This window comes from Pseudomonas brassicacearum, assembly GCF_000585995.1.
Taxonomy (GTDB): Bacteria; Pseudomonadota; Gammaproteobacteria; order Pseudomonadales; family Pseudomonadaceae; genus Aquipseudomonas; species Aquipseudomonas brassicacearum_A.
In genome coordinates this window covers 2,688,473-2,704,479 of record NZ_CP007410.1, presented here as the reverse complement: position 1 = coordinate 2,704,479, position 16,007 = coordinate 2,688,473, and the positions used below count along the sequence as shown (strand labels likewise).

Here is a 16,007-nt window from a genome sequence, read left to right as displayed (position 1 = left end):
ATTGCTGAAGGAGAAGCCATGAAACTGATCGGCATGCTGGACTCGCCCTATGTGCGACGCGTCGCGATTTCCGCCAAGTGCCTGGGCATTGCCCTGGAGCATGAATCGGTTTCGGTCTTCAGGCATTTCGAGCAATTCCAGCGCATCAATCCGGTGGTCAAGGCGCCGACCCTGGTGCTCGACGATGGCACCGTGCTGATGGACTCCACGTTGATCATCGATTACCTCGAGGCCTTGGCCGCGCCGGGTAGAAGCCTGATATCCACCGATCTCGGGTCACGGCTGCGCTCTTTGCGCCTGATCGGGTTGGCCCTGGCTGCGTGCGAGAAGTCGGTGCAGATCTACTACGAACGCAACCTGCGGCCGACAGAAATCCAACACGCCCCTTGGGTAGAACGCGTGGAAGGCCAACTGGCGGCGGCCTATGACATGCTCGAACAGGAACTGGTAAAACAGCCACTGGCCACCGATGGCACTCTCGATCAGGCGGGCATCACCGTGGCAGTGGCCTGGAGCTTCACCAACCTTGTGGTGCCGGACCAGGTGCAGGGCAAGTCATTCCCATCGATCAGCGCGTTCACCGCCTATGCCGAAGGGCTGGAGGCGTTTGTCAGCACGCCGATGGAATAACCGGCCATGGCTGTCGAGCACAGGATTCTGCTTCACCCTGGATCCCTGTGGGAGCGAGCTTGCTCGCGATAGCGGTGTACCAGTCAACATGGATACTGACTGACCTGACGCCATCGCGAGCAAGCTCGCTCCCACAGTTTGTTTTCGGGTGGCTGTGGGATATGCATTCACCACTGATCCCACACAGGATTTGCTCAGGCCAGCTCCACTTCCTTTGGCTCGACGACCCTTGGCGCCCCTTCGAAGCGATCCGCCAGGAACGGCGTGATGTCCAGCGGCAACGGTTCGTTGTTCACCAGTTTGTCCAGCAACTCCCCGGTGATGGCCGAGGTCAGGATGCCGGTGCGGAAATGGCCGCACGCGTTGAGGTAACCCTCCACCCCTCGCATCGGCCCCAGGATCGGCAGTTCATCCGGGGAGCCCGGGCGCAGGCCGGCCCAAGTGCGTTTCAGGTTGATATCGGCCAGCTGCGGAATGCAGCGCACCGCGCCTTGCACCAACCCTTCGATCTCGGGGTAGGTGGTGGTCACGTCGAAGCCTTTGTCTTCGGTGGTGCTGCCGATGAGGATTTCGCCGTTGTCTTTCTGCGCCACGTAGCAGTCGCTGGTGGTCAGGCAGCCGTTGAGGATCTTCGGCATGCGCTCGGTCAGCAGGATTTGCCCCTTGACCGGCTTGACCGGAATCCGCACGCCAGTGGCCTGTTCGCTCAGGTCCGCCGCCCAGGCCCCGGCCGCATTGATCAGGGTGCGGCAGTTGAAGGTCCCAGCCTCGGCGGTTCTCACACCGGTAACCCGCGCACCCGTGCGCAGGACTTCAGTCACGTTGGTGTTGAAGAACATATCGACGCCGTTCTGCCGGGCACCTTCGGTGTAGGCGTCAGCCAGGCGAAACGGGCTGACCTGGTGATCGCAGAGAAACTCCAGCGCGCCCCGGGCTTCATGGCTGACATTCGGCTCGGCCTCGCGCAGGGTGGCCTGGTCGAGCCAGCGCACCTGATCGGCCAGGTGAGGAATGCAGGCGACGATGTGCTCGGCGTACAAACGGTCTTCATCGTCGTAGATCACGAACTTGAGTCCAGTCTGCTCGAACTTGAAATCCATGCCATGGCGGTCGATCAACTCGCGGTGCAACTGCGGGTACATCGCATTGGACTGCAAGGCGAACTCGAAGAACGACTGCGGCAGGATGTGCGGCGTGCTGGCGTCCACCGCCACGGCGGCGCCCTGGGTCTGGCGCTTGCGGTTGGCCGACATCATGCGAAAGAAAATCACCCCGCACCCCAGGCCCACCGACTCGCCAATGGCCCACAGGCCGCCGGCTGAAGCGCGGGTGGCGTTGCCGGGCCGCTTGGCGTCGATCAGGGCGATCTTCAGGTGCTTGCGCTTGGACAGTTGATAAGCACAGGAGGCTCCGATCACACCGCCACCGGCGATGACCACGTCATAGTGCTTAATCATGGGAAACGGCCTCCGTGCCGAGGTTCTGGAACGCTGAAAAGGGAATCGGATCGATGGGGAACCGCGGTCGTAGCCAGCCCACGTCGACACGCCCGGTGGCTTCGCGCAATCGGTCACTGCAATAGCCGACGCACATCCGCCCCTGGCAGTCGCCCATGCTCACGCGGGTGCGCATTTTCAGGCTGGCCATATCCTGCACGCCCTGCTCCAGGGCTCGATCGATGTCGGCGCGGGTGGCGTGCTCGCAGCGGCAAATCACCGTATCGGCAGCCGGCAACGCGGTTTGCCCGGCGCCGCGCTGGGTGTAGCGATCCACGGCGGCGCGGAAGCGAATGATTCGGTCAAGCTGCGCCTGGTAGCGCTCGCGGTGCTCGAGAGCGGTGGACGAATCCAGTACGTTGCGTTGCAGCAGGATCGACAGCGCGGCGATGCGCCCGCTCAGCATCGCGGCTTCACCACCGCGAATCCCGCCCATGTCGCCGGCGAGGTGAATGTGTGCCTCGCTGCTTTGCTGCCAGGCATCGGACACGGCCCGCAAGTAGCCGTCCTCGCTGAAGCCGTGCTCCAGGCCCATCTGCTGGCTCAATTGGGTGCGCGGGATAAACCCGTAGCCGACCGCCAGCGTCTGGGCCGGCACCGGTTCGGCGCGTTTCAGGTCCGGCTCCCAGGTCGTGGAATACGGCGCGACGGTGACCGTGCTCAACTCACCCTCGCCATCAGCCTGCACCACCCCCCAGCCATAGCGCACGGGGATGCGATTGAGCTTGAGGTAGGCCAGCATGCTCAGGCCGTCCAGGAACAGTTGCGGTTTGTTCAGCAAGGCCAGGCTTTCCTTGGCGATCCTGCCGAACCCACAGGCCTCATAGACACCCGCCACCGCCACGCCTGACGCGTGCAGTTGGCAGGCCACCAGCGGCAGCAACGGCCCCGTGCCGGCGATCACCACCGGGCCCGGCGGCTTGACCACTCCGCTCTTGATCTGCAATTGCAGGCCGCCGAGCATCATCACGCCCGGCAGGGTCCAGCCCGGAAACGGCACGCTGCGTTCGTGACAACCGGCCGCCAACACCAAATGGGAATAGGCAATCTCACGCAGGCGCTCGTCGGCGTCCAGCAACATCAGCGCCCGGAACCCTTCGGCGCCGATAACGCGACTGCCCAATCGCACGTCGATCAACCCGGCGTGGCGCCGGAATTCACCGTGGAGTTTCTCCAGGGCTTCGCTGTAGCGCGGCCCCAGGTAATCCAGGCGCACGCCATCGCGCAACGGCCCGCGGTACACCACGCCACCGAGGCGCGGCGCTTCTTCGAGCACGGTGCAGCGCACCCCGTGCGTGGCCAGCTCAATGGCCGCCGCCATCCCTGCCGGGCCACCGCCGACAATCACCGGATCGAGGCTCATGGTGCCTCCGTTTCGGTCATGCGGTTGGCTCGGGTTTCGATCTGCATGCCGGGCCGTACCAGGGTCTGGCAGGCGCGGCGCTTGTGGCGCCCATCGATCTTGACCAGGCAGCATTGGCAGACGCCCATGCCGCAATAGGCACCGCTGATCTGGTCGTGGTCGTTGCGGGCCACCTGGCGTTGGCCCACGGACTGGATGACGGTGAGGACGGTTTCACCCTGTGCGGCGTTGACGGTCTGCCCGTCCAGGCGCACCGTCATATCGGCCTGTTCCAGCGGCTGGATATCGAATTTTCGGCGTAGAAGGTCTTGAGGTTGAATCATACTGCTCTTCCTTGAAGGTTCTGTGAGGTCTAGGCTCCTTGCGGCACACCCTCACCGTTTGCGTCAGCACCTGGTGTATCAGCGCCCCATAGCGGGGCATTCAGAGGCAACAGGATAGTGCGCTGGAATTTTATGTTAGGGATTATTTGTGACCAAGTGTTGATCCAGGCCAGCGAATCCGCTTGCCGGCTCATGAACTTTTTTTCAGAAAGCCGACAGCTAATCTTTGGCAGAATGCTGCGCAATAGCACCAACTTCCCAACACGGTACCGCCCATGAACCGCATCCTGACCATCGAAGACGACGCCGTCACCGCCCGTGAAATCGTCGCCGAACTGACCCGCAACGGCCTGGACGTCGACTGGGTCGACAACGGTCGCGAAGGCCTGGAACGGGCGGTAAGCGGCGATTACGACCTGATCACCCTGGACCGCATGCTGCCTGAACTGGATGGCCTGGTGATCGTCACCACCCTGCGGACCATGGGCGTGGCCACGCCGATCCTGATGATCAGCGCCCTTTCCGATGTGGATGAGCGGGTACGTGGCCTGCGGGCCGGCGGCGACGATTACCTGACCAAGCCGTTCGCCACCGACGAAATGGCCGCCCGGGTCGAAGTACTGCTGCGGCGCAACAACGGCGCCCGGGAGCCGGAAACCGTGCTGCGGGTGGCCGACCTGGAGCTGAACCTGATCAGCCGAGAAGCCAGCCGCAACGGGCAATTGCTCAGCCTGCTGCCCACCGAATACAAGTTGCTGGAGTTCCTGATGCGCAACAGCGGGCAGATCCTCTCGCGCATGATGATTTTCGAGGAGGTCTGGGGCTACCACTTCGACCCCGGCACCAACCTGATCGACGTCCACATCGGTCGCTTGCGCAAAAAAATCGACCCACCGGGCCTGGAACCGCTGATTCGTACGGTACGGGGTTCCGGCTATGTCATTGCTGAACCCTGCTAAGGGCTGGCGCTCCTCCAGCAGCCGCCTGCTGGCGCTGTACAGTTCGCTGTTCGTGATCTGGAGCGCGATCCTGATGGGGGTAATGTATTACGAAGTGTTCGGCTACCTCGACAGCCTGGCCAAGCACTCCCTGATGCAGCGCCAGCATCTGTTCGCCCGGATCCACGGCGATCAGTTGGAAGATGCCCTCATGGCCAGCCTGACCCTGGACGAACGCGGCGTCGATGCCTACGGCCTGTTCGATCCCCAGCTGCGTCATTTGAGCGGACCGATCCAGCAAATTCCTACAGATCTTCCCCTCGACGGCAAGATCCACATGCTCGGTGGCTGCGTCGACTCCGATGATCCCAGCGTGCCTTCCGACAGCTGCGACGCGGTGGCCAGCCGAACCCAGGACGGGCGCTGGCTGGTCCTGGCGCGGGACAACGGCTCGTTGTTCGCCGTGACGCGGATCATCTTGCACGCGTTGTTCTGGGGGGTGTCGCTGACGATCTTGCCGGGCATTGCCGGTTGGCACCTGCTGCGTCGGCGCCCCTTGCAGCGTATTCGCAAACTGCAAGCCAGTGCCGAGGCCATTGTCGCCGGCGACCTGACCCATCGCCTGCCGCTGTCGAGTCGTCGCGATGAGCTGGACATGCTGGCGGCCATCGTCAATGCCATGCTCGAGCGCATCGAACGCTTGATGAACGAGGTCAAGGGCGTGTGCGACAACATTGCCCATGACCTGCGCACCCCGTTGACGCGCCTGCGCGCCCAGCTGTATCGCATCCAGCAGGAGGCCCCGGACGGTTCGCCCGAGGCGTTGCAGATGGACCAGGTGATTGCCGAGACCGATACCCTGATGGCGCGGTTTCGCGGTTTGCTGCGGATTTCCGAATTGGAAGACCAGCAGCGCCGCTCGGGGTTCGTGCGCCTCGATCCGTTGCAGTTATTACAGGAACTGCACGACTTTTACCTGCCGCTGGCCGAGGAAGGCGAACTGACCTTCACCCTGGAAATGCCCGACACCCTGCCCCTGCTCAATGGTGACCGGGCGTTGCTGTTCGAGGCGGTGTCGAACCTGCTGAGCAATTCCATCAAGTTCACTCCGCCCGGGGGCGAAGTGATCCTGCGCGGGGTCGATCAGGGCGACAGCACCCGCATCGAAGTACTCGACTCCGGCCCCGGCATCCCCGAGGCCGAGCGCAAGGCCGTGTTTCGCCGCTTCTATCGCGCCGAGGGCAGCAGCCAGCATGGTGGGTTCGGGCTGGGCCTGTCGATTGTCGCGGCGATCGTCAGTTTGCACGGATTCACACTGGAGGTAGGCAGCAGCGAGCGCGGCGGCGCGCGGTTGGTGCTCGATTGCCGACCGACGTTGCTGTAGCTGATCATTTACACCGGGTCACCGCGATGCAGCGGGGTGTTTTCAAGCTCATAACGCAGTTCATTGATCAGCTTCGCCAGGCTTTCCTCCGAGCGAACGCTGTCCAGACTCATGCCACTCACAACCAAGTCCACCTCTCCGCTTTCGCGATGATAGAGGCGTACCGTAAGGGTGCCGTCGCCATTGAGGCTGCATTCGCAAGCTAGCGGCTGGAAGCTTTCTTCGAGGCGGGCGCGCACGGGGGCCAGTTGGGTCATGCGTTTTCCCTCAGCGCCGAGATCGCAAATGATGGATGGACAACGCCGGGGTCAGGACCTCAACGGACTTCCTGTTTATACATTCGATGGGTGCACTGCGCATTGTGTGCCTGTTCCTTGACTGTTTCGTGAGGGGACGCGACATCGCAAACATGCCGCACCCTCACAGCCTAAGGAGCGAGAGGCCCACGCAAAACCCGAATTTGCACCAGTACGAACGGTGCATTTGCACTGGCCATCATGGTGCCTTCTTACGCCATTCGCTGGCGAACAGGCCGCGTTCCCGAGCCCAGACTATGGCCTCGCTGCGGCTATGAACATCCAGCTTGGAGTACAACGTCGCCACGTGATTTCGCACTGTATTGGGGGCCAGCTTCAGCCGTGCGGCGATTTCCTTATCCGCCAGGCCTTCGCAGATCAGCCCCAACACGTCACGCTCCCGGGCCGTCAACTCGGTGAATGACGTACTGGGCACCTGAGCATTGATGCTCTTCACGTTGGCCAGTTTCTCAATCAGGGTGCGGCTGAACCAGGAAGCATCCTTCATCACTTCCTCAATAGCCGCCACCAGTTCCAGTTCCGAGCGCTTGCGTTCGGTGATGTTCATCAACACCAGCAGGTAGCAGGGCTTGTCCTGAATGACCACGGTATCGGCGGCCACCTCGCAGTCGATCTGTTCCCCGCCTTTCTTGTGAACCTTGATGTCGACACTGGAGACATTCGCGGTCTTTTCCAGCGTGGCAAACAGTGCCGCGCCAGCGTCCTTGTCGAGAAAACCAATCTCCTCCACGGTTTTACCCAGCAGCTCTTCGCTGGAGTAACCGCTGGTCTGGAGAAACGCTTCGTTGATTTCCAGCAACAGTTGTTCGGCGCTGCACACCAGGGTTGGCACGGGCGACAGACGAAACGACTTGGCGAAGCGCTCCTCGCTCTGGCGCAGCGCCGTTTCGGCCTTGCGGCGCGGCTCCATGTCCATGAAGGAAAACAGCATGCAGTCCTCGTCGTGCAGGTCATCCAGCGGCTGGCCCGCGACAATCACTTGCTTGCTGCCACCGCCCGGCAATTTCAGTTCGGCCTGCATTTGCGGAATGGTCGCGCCCTGCCCCAGGCGCTCAACGGCCAGGTCTCGCCTCTCCGCAGCCTCGAGCACGTCCAATTCATACACCGAACGCCCGATCACTTGCTCGCGACTGTAGCCGGTCATTTCCAGGAAACCCTGGTTGACCTTGATGTAGCGCAGGTCACTCAGGCGACAGATCACCGCTGGCGCCGGGTTGGCGCCGAAGGTTTTCTCGAAGCGCTGTTCGGCGCTGGCCCATTCGGTGGCGTCGCTGAGAATCAGCACCAGAGACTCAGGTTCGCCGTTGCGGTCGGTCAGCACCATGCTGCGGATCCGATGGACCCAGGTGCGGTCCGGATCGGCCACGGGGGTGACTTCCACCAGCACATCGCTGAACTCATCCCCACGGGCGACCCGGGCGATGGGGTAGTTGTCCTGGGTCAGCGGGTGGTTATTGCGGTAACGCAAATTGAAACGCTGGGCGTATTCCTGGGCATTGGCGCCCAGTTCACTCAGCTCTTTGACCCCATGCATGGTCAACGCCGCTTCGTTGGCCCAGGCAATGGTCTGGTCGACTTCCATCAACATCACCCCGTCAGACAACCCGGCGATGATTTGCAGCAATTGACGGCGATTGGTATCGGTGGTCGGGACTTCCTGGCTCATTGGGTCTCCATGTGGTCGGTGCGCTTCAGGCATGGATGCGTTGAAGATTACGACCACATGGAGTTGCGATAGTGCACCACGCCGTTCAGGCCGCCAGGCGGCCCTCGGCAATAGCCTGTGAGGCGGCCAGCATCGCTCGCAGCAGCACCGCGCAGCCGGCGGCGAGGTCGTCGGGGGCGGCGTTTTCGATTTCGTTGTGGCTGATGCCGCCTTCGCAGGGCACGAAGATCATGCCGGCCGGGCCCAGTTCGGCGAGGAAGATCGCGTCATGGCCGGCGCCGCTGACGATGTCCATGTGGGACAGGCCCAGCCCCCCGGCAGCGCCGCGCACCGCTTCGACGCAGCCCTTGTCGAAGTACAGCGGTGGAAAGTCGGCGGTGGGTTTCAGTTCATGGGTCAGGCCGTGTTGCCGACAGGTGTCTTCGATCACTTGCTTGACCTCGGCGATCATCGAGTCCAGGCGTGCCGGTTCCAGGTGGCGGAAATCCAGGGTCATGCGCACTTCGCCGGGGATGACATTGCGCGAGCCCGGATAGGCTTGCAGGCAACCGACCGTGCCGCAGGCATGGGGCTGATGACCGAGGGCGGCGCGGTTGACGGCACCGACAATGATCGAGGCGCCCACCAGGGCGTCCTTGCGCAGGTGCATCGGGGTCGGACCGGCGTGGGCTTCGACGCCGCGCAAGGTCAGGTCGAACCATTTCTGCCCCAGGGCGCCCATCACCACACCGATGGTCTTGCCCTCGTCTTCCAGGATCGGCCCCTGTTCGATGTGCGCCTCGAAATACGCGCCCACTGGATGACCGCTGACCTGGCGTGGACCGGCGTAGCCGGTAGCGTTCAGCGCCTGGCCCACGGTGATGCCTTCGGCGTCGGTCTTGGCCAGGGTTTCTTCGAGGGTGAATTTTTCCGCGAATACGCCGGAGCCCATCATGCACGGGGCGAAGCGCGAGCCTTCTTCGTTGGTCCACACCACCACTTCCAGCGGCGCTTCGGTTTCAACGTTCAGGTCATTGAGGGTGCGCAAGACCTCCAGCCCGGACAGCACGCCAAAACAACCGTCGAACTTGCCGCCGGTGGGTTGGGTATCGATGTGGCTGCCGGTCATGACCGGTGGCAGGTTCGGATTGCGCCCCGGACGACGGGCGAAGATGTTGCCCACCGCATCGATGCTGACGGTGCAGCCAGCGGCTTCGGTCCATTGCACGAACAGGTCCCGTGCCTGGCGGTCCAGGTCGGTCAGGGCCAGCCGACACACACCGCCCTTGACCGTAGCACCGAGCTGGGCCAGGTCCATGAGCGACTGCCACAGGCGGTCGCGGTTGATGTGCGGGAGGGTGGATTGCAGGACGTCGATGGCTGCGTTCATGGGGATCTCCTTCAGGCAGTTATCTCATTTCAACGCGGTCCAGTGTGGGAGCGGGCTTGCTCGCGAAGGCGGTGTATCAGCCCGCATTGATGTTGATTGACCCACCGCATTCGCGAGCAAGCCCGCTCCCACAGGAACCGCATTCATCTGTTATTGCAGAGGTGACTTGGCGACAGCCGGGCTGGCCCCCTGCATACTGCACAACCCGTAATAAATCACCCCGCCCAGGGCCGAGCCGGTGAACCAGCCGTAGCTGTAGAACCAGCTGAACGCGTCGCTGCCCAGGGACAACAGGGTCAGCACCACCGGCACGCCAAAGGCGATGAAACCGTTCCAGTTCCACGCGGGATACACGTCGTCGCGGTACAGTCCGGCCAGGTCCAGTTGCTGTTTCTTGATCAGGAAATAATCCACCACCATGATCCCGGCAATCGGCCCCAGCAGGCTCGAATAGCCCAGCAGCCAGTTGGAATAGACCGATTCAAGACTGACCTCGGACACGATCAGGCCAAGTTTTTTCAGCAACTCGTGGGCCATCAGCGCCAGCCCCACCAACCCGGTGAGCATCACCGCCTTGGTCCGGCCGATCAGTTTGGGCGCCAGGTTCTGGAAGTCGTTGGTCGGCGAGACGATGTTGGCGGCGGTGTTGGTCGAGAGCGTGGCGACGATGATCAACACCATGGCCAGCGCTACCCAGATCGGGCTCTGGATGTGCCCGATCAAGGTCACCGGATCGGAGACGGTCACGCCCACCAGTTTCTCCGAGGCTGCGGTCATGACCACGCCGAGGGAGGCGAACAGGAACATGGTCAGCGGCAAGCCGATGATCTGCCCCACGATCTGGTCCTTCTGGCTCTTGGCGTAACGACTGAAGTCAGGGATGTTCAACGACAGGGTCGCCCAGAAACCGACCATGGCCGTCAGCCCGGCGAGGAAGTAGCTGGTCACTCCGGCGCCCTCGGGACGCTTGGCCGGGACCGCCATCAGTTCGGTCAGGGAGACGTTGGGCAGCGCCCACACCAACAGGCCGGCCCCCACCAGCACCAGCAGCGGCGCGGACAAGGTTTCCAGCCACTTGATCGACTCGGCACCGCGCAACACCACCCACAGGTTAATGACCCAGAACACCATGAAGCCGATTACTTCGCCGGTGCCGCCCAGGCTCTTCCAGCCTTCGAACACCGAGCCGAGAAACAGGTGGATCGCCAGCCCGCCGAACATCGTCTGGATCCCGAACCAGCCACACGCCACCAGCGCGCGAATCAGGCACGGGACGTTGGAGCCGATGACGCCGAAGGACGAGCGCAACAGCACCGGAAATGGAATGCCGTACTTGGTCCCGGCGAAGGCGTTCAAGGTCAGGGGAATCAACACGATGATGTTGGCAAACAGGATCGCCAGCAGCGCCTCGCCCACCGTCAGGCCGAAATAAGCGGTGAGCACGCCGCCAAGGGTGTAGGTCGGCACGCAGATCGCCATGCCCACCCAGAGCGCGGTGATGTGCCATTTGTTCCAGGTTCGCTCGTGCACCTTGGTCGGCGCGATATCGTGGTTATAACGGGGGCTGTCGAGGACGTCGTTGCCGGCTTCAAGCTCGAACAACCCGTCGCGCTCAGTCACTGTTGATCTGGTCATGTCCGCTCCACTGTTTTCATTATTTTTGCTCATCGACGGGCGATGGCCGGAGTACTTGCACGCGTGCTACCGATCACCCCGCCAGACCCACGACGGCACTCAATAACCGTGCCGGATAATGCGCCGAGCTGACCGGATGATCGATATAACCCTTTCAACCTTTTGATGTTTAACGTTTTAAAGCCACGTTATTGCTTTGTTTCACTCTCTACTTACCGCCCTTGAGGCTAGATGACCTTCGCGCTCTGTCGAGGGGGAGATTCAAAGTGGTGCACCCTGGATCAACGGGAGGTGTCTAGACCGCACTTGCAACGCTTTCAAGCCGCTGATTTACCATGACAAATCTCGCTCAAATAACGATCCTGTCAAGTGCGTCAAAATGGTGAGCAGGCTCACCATTTTGGTGAATTTATAAATTAACTGTTTAATTTCAATAAGTTAATTAACTTATAAGCTTATAAAAAATAATCTTGCTCATTTCACGAACTCCAGCTAGCGTCTAATCCTGACAGTCGTGACAAGAATATAAACCGGCACGACTTTACCTACCGTGATCGATAAAACATAAAGAACCGGCAACAGTCGGTCATGCCTGCGAGGAACTCGGAATGTCTCTGTTGATCCGTGGCGCCACCGTTATTACCCATGATGAAAGTTATCGCGCCGATGTGTTTTGCGCCGACGGCGTGATCAAGGCCATCGGTGACAACCTGGATGTTCCGGCCGCTGTCGAAGTGCTCGATGGCAGCGGTCAATACTTGATGCCCGGCGGCATCGATCCCCATACGCATATGCAGTTGCCGTTCATGGGCACGGTCGCCAGTGAAGACTTCTTCAGCGGCACGGCGGCGGGTCTCGCCGGCGGCACCACGTCGATCATCGACTTCGTGATTCCCAACCCCCAACAGTCGTTGATGGAAGCCTTTCACCAATGGCGTGGCTGGGCCGAGAAAAGCGCCAGCGACTATGGTTTTCACGTGGCAATCACCTGGTGGAGCGAGCAGGTGCGCGAAGAAATGGCCGAGCTGGTCAACCATCACGGCGTGAACAGCTTCAAGCACTTCATGGCCTACAAGAACGCCATCATGGCGGCCGACGACACCCTGGTGGCAAGCTTCGAGCGCTGCCTGGAACTGGGTGCGGTGCCCACGGTGCACGCGGAGAACGGCGAGCTGGTCTATCACCTGCAACGCAAACTGCTGGCCCAGGGCATCACCGGCCCCGAGGCCCATCCGCTGTCGCGGCCCTCGCAAGTGGAAGGCGAAGCCGCGAGCCGGGCCATCCGCATTGCCGAAACCCTGGGCACGCCGTTGTATCTGGTGCATGTGTCGACCAAAGAGGCCCTGGACGAAATCACCTATGCCCGCAGCAAGGGCCAACCCGTCTACGGTGAAGTCCTGGCCGGGCATCTATTGCTGGACGACAGCGTCTATCGCCACCCGGACTGGCAGACCGCCGCCGGCTACGTGATGAGCCCGCCGTTCCGCCCTCGCGGCCATCAGGAAGCGCTCTGGCATGGCTTGCAGTCGGGCAACCTGCACACCACCGCCACCGACCACTGCTGTTTCTGCGCGGAGCAGAAAGCCGCCGGCCGCGAGGACTTCAGCAAGATTCCCAACGGCACCGCCGGTATCGAAGACCGCATGGCCGTGCTCTGGGACGAGGGGGTCAACAGCGGTAAGTTGTCGATGCACGACTTCGTCGCCCTCACTTCCACCAACACCGCGAAGATCTTCAACCTCTACCCGCGCAAAGGGGCGATCCGCGTCGGCGCCGATGCCGACCTGGTGCTGTGGGACCCGCAGGGCAGCCGCACGATTTCCGCCAAGACCCACCATCAGCAGGTGGACTTCAACATTTTCGAAGGCAAGACCGTACGCGGCGTGCCCAGCCACACCATCAGCCAGGGTCGGCTGGTGTGGGCCGACGGCGACCTGCGGGCCGAGCGCGGCGCGGGGCGCTACATCGAACGGCCGGCGTACCCAGCGGTGTTCGATTTGTTGAGCAAGCGGGCGGAGTTGAATAAGCCAACCGCCGTGAAACGCTGAACCCAGGCCTTCGGCCTATCGCGAGCAAGCTCGCTCCCACACTGGATTTGGGTGGATGCGAAAGCCATGGGCACTGCAGAGCCCCTGTGGGAGCGAGCTTGCTCGCGATGAGACCAGTCCAGACACCGAAAAAACCACTGCCCACCAGAGGCAGCACCTCAAACACCGTGAGGCCCATTCCATGATCCAGCCCTTGAGTCACCTCCCCCATTCCCTGGAAGACCCGGCTACCCTCGCCGCCCGTTTCAGCGACCTGGCGCCGCCGCTCAACGCGCGCCAGGCCCACCTGGAAGCGTCCCGTTGCCTGTATTGCTACGACGCACCGTGCGTGAACGCCTGTCCGAGCGAGATCGATATTCCTTCGTTCATTCGCAACATCCACCAGGACAACGTCCAAGGCGCGGCACAGAAAATCCTCTCGGCCAACATCCTCGGCGGCAGTTGCGCCCGGGTCTGTCCTACGGAGGTTCTTTGCCAGCAAGCCTGCGTGCGCAACAACGTCCATGAATGCGCGCCGGTATTGATCGGCCAGCTGCAACGCTACGCCGTGGACAATGCGCACTTCAGCGAACACCCGTTCAAGCGTGCCACCGCCACTGGCAAGCGCATCGCGGTGGTCGGGGCCGGCCCGGCAGGGTTGTCCTGCGCCCATCGCAGCGCGATGCACGGTCATGACGTGGTGGTTTTCGAAGCCCGTGAGAAAGCCGGTGGCCTCAACGAATACGGGATCGCCAAGTACAAACTGGTGGACGATTACGCCCAGCACGAACTGGACTTTCTGCTGGAGATCGGCGGCATCGAAATCCGCCACGGCCAGAAACTCGGGGAAAACCTGAGCCTGAGCGACCTGCATCAGCAGTTCGACGCGGTGTTCCTCGGCCTTGGCCTGGCCGCCAGCAAGCAATTGGGCCTGAGCGATGAACAAGCGCCCGGGCTACTGGCCGCCACCGAGTACATCCGCGAATTGCGCCAAGCCGACGACCTCAGCCAGTTGCCCCTGGCCGACCGCTGCATCGTGCTCGGCGCCGGCAACACCGCCATCGACATGGCCGTGCAAATGGCCCGCCTCGGCGCCCGGGACGTCAGCCTGGTGTACCGCCGTGGCTTGGAAGACATGGGCGCCACCGGCCATGAACAGGACATCGCCAAGGCCAATCAGGTGCGCCTGTTGACCTGGGCCCAGCCGCAACAGGTTTTGCTCGATGACGCCGGGAATGTGCGCGGCATGCGTTTCTCCCGCACCCACCTGGAAAACGGTCGACTGGTCACCAGCGGCGAAACCTTCGACCTCCCCGCCGATGGTATTTTCAAGGCCATCGGCCAAGCCTTCGACGACAACGCGCTGGCGGACCCGCTGGCCCGGGAGCTCAAGCGCCAGGATGGGCGGATCCTGGTGGACGAACACCTGCGCACCAGCATTCCCGGTGTCTACGCCGGCGGCGATTGCACCAGCCTCGACCAGGACCTCACCGTGCAGGCCGTGCAGCACGGCAAGCTCGCCGCCGAGGCGATCAACGCCCAACTCATGCTCAACGTGGAGGCTGCGTAAATGGCCGATCTGTCGATTGTCTTCGCCGGCATCAAAGCCCCCAATCCGTTCTGGCTGGCCTCCGCGCCGCCCACCGACAAGGCCTACAACGTGGTCCGCGCCTTCGAGGCCGGTTGGGGTGGCGTGGTCTGGAAAACCCTCGGGGAGGATCCGGCGGCGGTGAACGTGTCGTCGCGCTACTCAGCCCATTACGGCGCCAATCGCGAGGTCTTGGGCATCAACAACATCGAGCTGATCACCGACCGCGCCCTGGAGATCAACCTGCGGGAAATCACCCAGGTGAAAAAGGACTGGCCGGACCGGGCGTTGATCGTGTCGCTGATGGTGCCCTGCGTCGAGGAGTCCTGGAAACGCATCCTGCCATTGGTGGAAGCCACCGGTGCCGACGGCATCGAACTGAACTTCGGCTGCCCCCACGGCATGCCGGAACGCGGCATGGGCGCGGCGGTCGGCCAGGTGCCGGAATACGTCGAACAAGTGACCCGCTGGTGCAAGACCTATTGTTCGCTGCCGGTGATCGTCAAGCTCACGCCGAACATCACCGACATTCGCGTCGCCGCCCGGGCGGCTCATCGGGGCGGTGCGGACGCGGTGTCGTTGATCAACACCATCAACTCCATCACCAGCGTCGACCTCGACCGCATGGTCGCCCTGCCCAGCGTCGGCAGCCAGAGCACCCATGGTGGTTATTGCGGCTCGGCGGTCAAGCCGATCGCGCTGAACATGGTCGCCGAAATCGCCCGCGATCCGCAGACCCACGGCTTGCCGATCTGCGGCATCGGCGGCATCGGCAGTTGGCGCGACGCGGCGGAATTCATCGCCCTGGGCAGCGGCGCGGTGCAGGTGTGCACGGCGGCGATGCTGCACGGCTTTCGCATCGTCGAAGAGATGAAGGACGGCCTATCGCGGTGGATGGACGAGCATGGCCACGCCAACCTCCAGGCGTTCTCCGGTCGCGCGGTGGGCAACACCACCGACTGGAAGTACCTGGACATCAACTATCAGGTCATCGCAAAAATCGACCAAGAGGCGTGCATCGGTTGCGGTCGCTGCCACATCGCCTGCGAAGACACCTCACACCAGGCCATTGCCAGTCTCAAACAGGCGGACGGCACGCGTAAATATGAAGTGATCGATGAAGAGTGCGTGGGCTGCAACCTCTGCCAGATCACCTGCCCGGTGCAGGACTGCATCGAAATGGTGACGGTGGACACCGGCAAGCCGTTCCTGGATTGGAACCATGATCCGCGCAATCCCTATCATGTAACAGCTTGAAGGTTGGAGTGTCT

13 protein-coding genes are annotated in these 16,007 nt (G+C 62.2%); 6 read left to right on the top strand and 7 right to left on the bottom strand.

Annotated elements, in window-relative coordinates:
• Positions 1–18 precede the first annotated feature (18 nt).
• A complete protein-coding gene (locus CD58_RS11825) occupies positions 19–630 on the top strand; it encodes a glutathione S-transferase (RefSeq protein WP_025213206.1) in 612 nt (203 codons plus the stop codon).
• Positions 631–824: 194 nt separating this feature from the next.
• Here CD58_RS11825 and hcnC read toward each other — a convergent pair whose 3' ends face one another.
• From hcnC to hcnA, 3 genes are read right to left on the bottom strand one after another with little or no spacing between them, the layout of a single operon-like run.
• Positions 825–2,087, bottom strand: coding sequence for a cyanide-forming glycine dehydrogenase subunit HcnC (hcnC, locus tag CD58_RS11820; RefSeq protein ID WP_025213205.1), 1,263 nt, complete (start codon positions 2,085–2,087; stop codon positions 825–827).
• Positions 2,080–3,489 carry a cyanide-forming glycine dehydrogenase subunit HcnB gene (hcnB, locus tag CD58_RS11815; protein WP_025213204.1) on the bottom strand — a complete coding sequence of 470 codons (1,410 nt, stop codon included), beginning with the start codon at positions 3,487–3,489 and terminating at the stop codon, positions 2,080–2,082. Before hcnB ends, hcnC begins: the two co-directional genes overlap by 8 nt.
• Positions 3,486–3,812 (bottom strand): cyanide-forming glycine dehydrogenase subunit HcnA, encoded by a 327-nt coding sequence (gene hcnA / locus CD58_RS11810; RefSeq protein WP_038436626.1) that lies wholly within the window; start codon positions 3,810–3,812, stop codon positions 3,486–3,488. Before hcnA ends, hcnB begins: the two co-directional genes overlap by 4 nt.
• A gap of 275 nt (positions 3,813–4,087) precedes the next feature.
• Here hcnA and CD58_RS11805 point away from each other — a divergent pair, with 275 nt between their 5' ends.
• Together CD58_RS11805 and CD58_RS11800 are read left to right on the top strand one after the other, a co-directional pair.
• The gene (locus CD58_RS11805) at positions 4,088–4,771 is read left to right on the top strand and encodes a response regulator transcription factor (RefSeq protein ID WP_003202897.1); all 684 of its coding nucleotides are present in this window, start codon (positions 4,088–4,090) and stop codon (positions 4,769–4,771) included.
• On the top strand, positions 4,749–6,134 hold the full coding sequence (locus tag CD58_RS11800; RefSeq protein WP_025213202.1) for a sensor histidine kinase: 1,386 nt from the start codon (positions 4,749–4,751) through the stop codon (positions 6,132–6,134). The genes CD58_RS11805 and CD58_RS11800 overlap by 23 nt, the downstream gene beginning before the upstream one ends.
• Positions 6,135–6,142: 8 nt before the next feature.
• On the opposite strand, the gene CD58_RS11795 is transcribed toward CD58_RS11800, so the two are convergent.
• The 4 genes from CD58_RS11795 to CD58_RS11780 all read right to left on the bottom strand — a co-directional run bounded on the left by CD58_RS11795 (position 6,143) and on the right by CD58_RS11780 (position 11,121).
• Positions 6,143–6,391, bottom strand: coding sequence for a DUF1652 domain-containing protein (locus CD58_RS11795; RefSeq protein WP_025213201.1), 249 nt, complete (start codon positions 6,389–6,391; stop codon positions 6,143–6,145).
• 238 nt (positions 6,392–6,629) lie between these two features.
• Entirely contained in the window at positions 6,630–8,117 is a 1,488-nt protein-coding gene (locus tag CD58_RS11790; RefSeq protein WP_025213200.1) for a helix-turn-helix transcriptional regulator, read from the bottom strand.
• Positions 8,118–8,202: 85 nt separating this feature from the next.
• Positions 8,203–9,486 (bottom strand): Zn-dependent hydrolase, encoded by a 1,284-nt coding sequence (locus tag CD58_RS11785; protein WP_025213199.1) that lies wholly within the window; start codon positions 9,484–9,486, stop codon positions 8,203–8,205.
• Between the two features lie 150 nt (positions 9,487–9,636).
• Positions 9,637–11,121 carry an NCS1 family nucleobase:cation symporter-1 gene (locus CD58_RS11780; protein ID WP_025213198.1) on the bottom strand — a complete coding sequence of 495 codons (1,485 nt, stop codon included), beginning with the start codon at positions 11,119–11,121 and terminating at the stop codon, positions 9,637–9,639.
• Between the two features lie 608 nt (positions 11,122–11,729).
• On the opposite strand from CD58_RS11780, the gene hydA reads away from it, so the two are divergent.
• From hydA to preA, 3 genes are all read left to right on the top strand, one after another.
• The gene (hydA, locus tag CD58_RS11775) at positions 11,730–13,169 is read left to right on the top strand and encodes a dihydropyrimidinase (RefSeq protein ID WP_025213197.1); all 1,440 of its coding nucleotides are present in this window, start codon (positions 11,730–11,732) and stop codon (positions 13,167–13,169) included.
• A 181-nt stretch (positions 13,170–13,350) separates the two neighbouring features.
• The gene (locus CD58_RS11770) at positions 13,351–14,718 is read left to right on the top strand and encodes an NAD(P)-dependent oxidoreductase (RefSeq protein WP_025213196.1); all 1,368 of its coding nucleotides are present in this window, start codon (positions 13,351–13,353) and stop codon (positions 14,716–14,718) included.
• On the top strand, positions 14,719–15,993 hold the full coding sequence (preA, locus tag CD58_RS11765) for an NAD-dependent dihydropyrimidine dehydrogenase subunit PreA (protein ID WP_025213195.1): 1,275 nt from the start codon (positions 14,719–14,721) through the stop codon (positions 15,991–15,993).
• Positions 15,994–16,007: the final 14 nt, after the last annotated feature.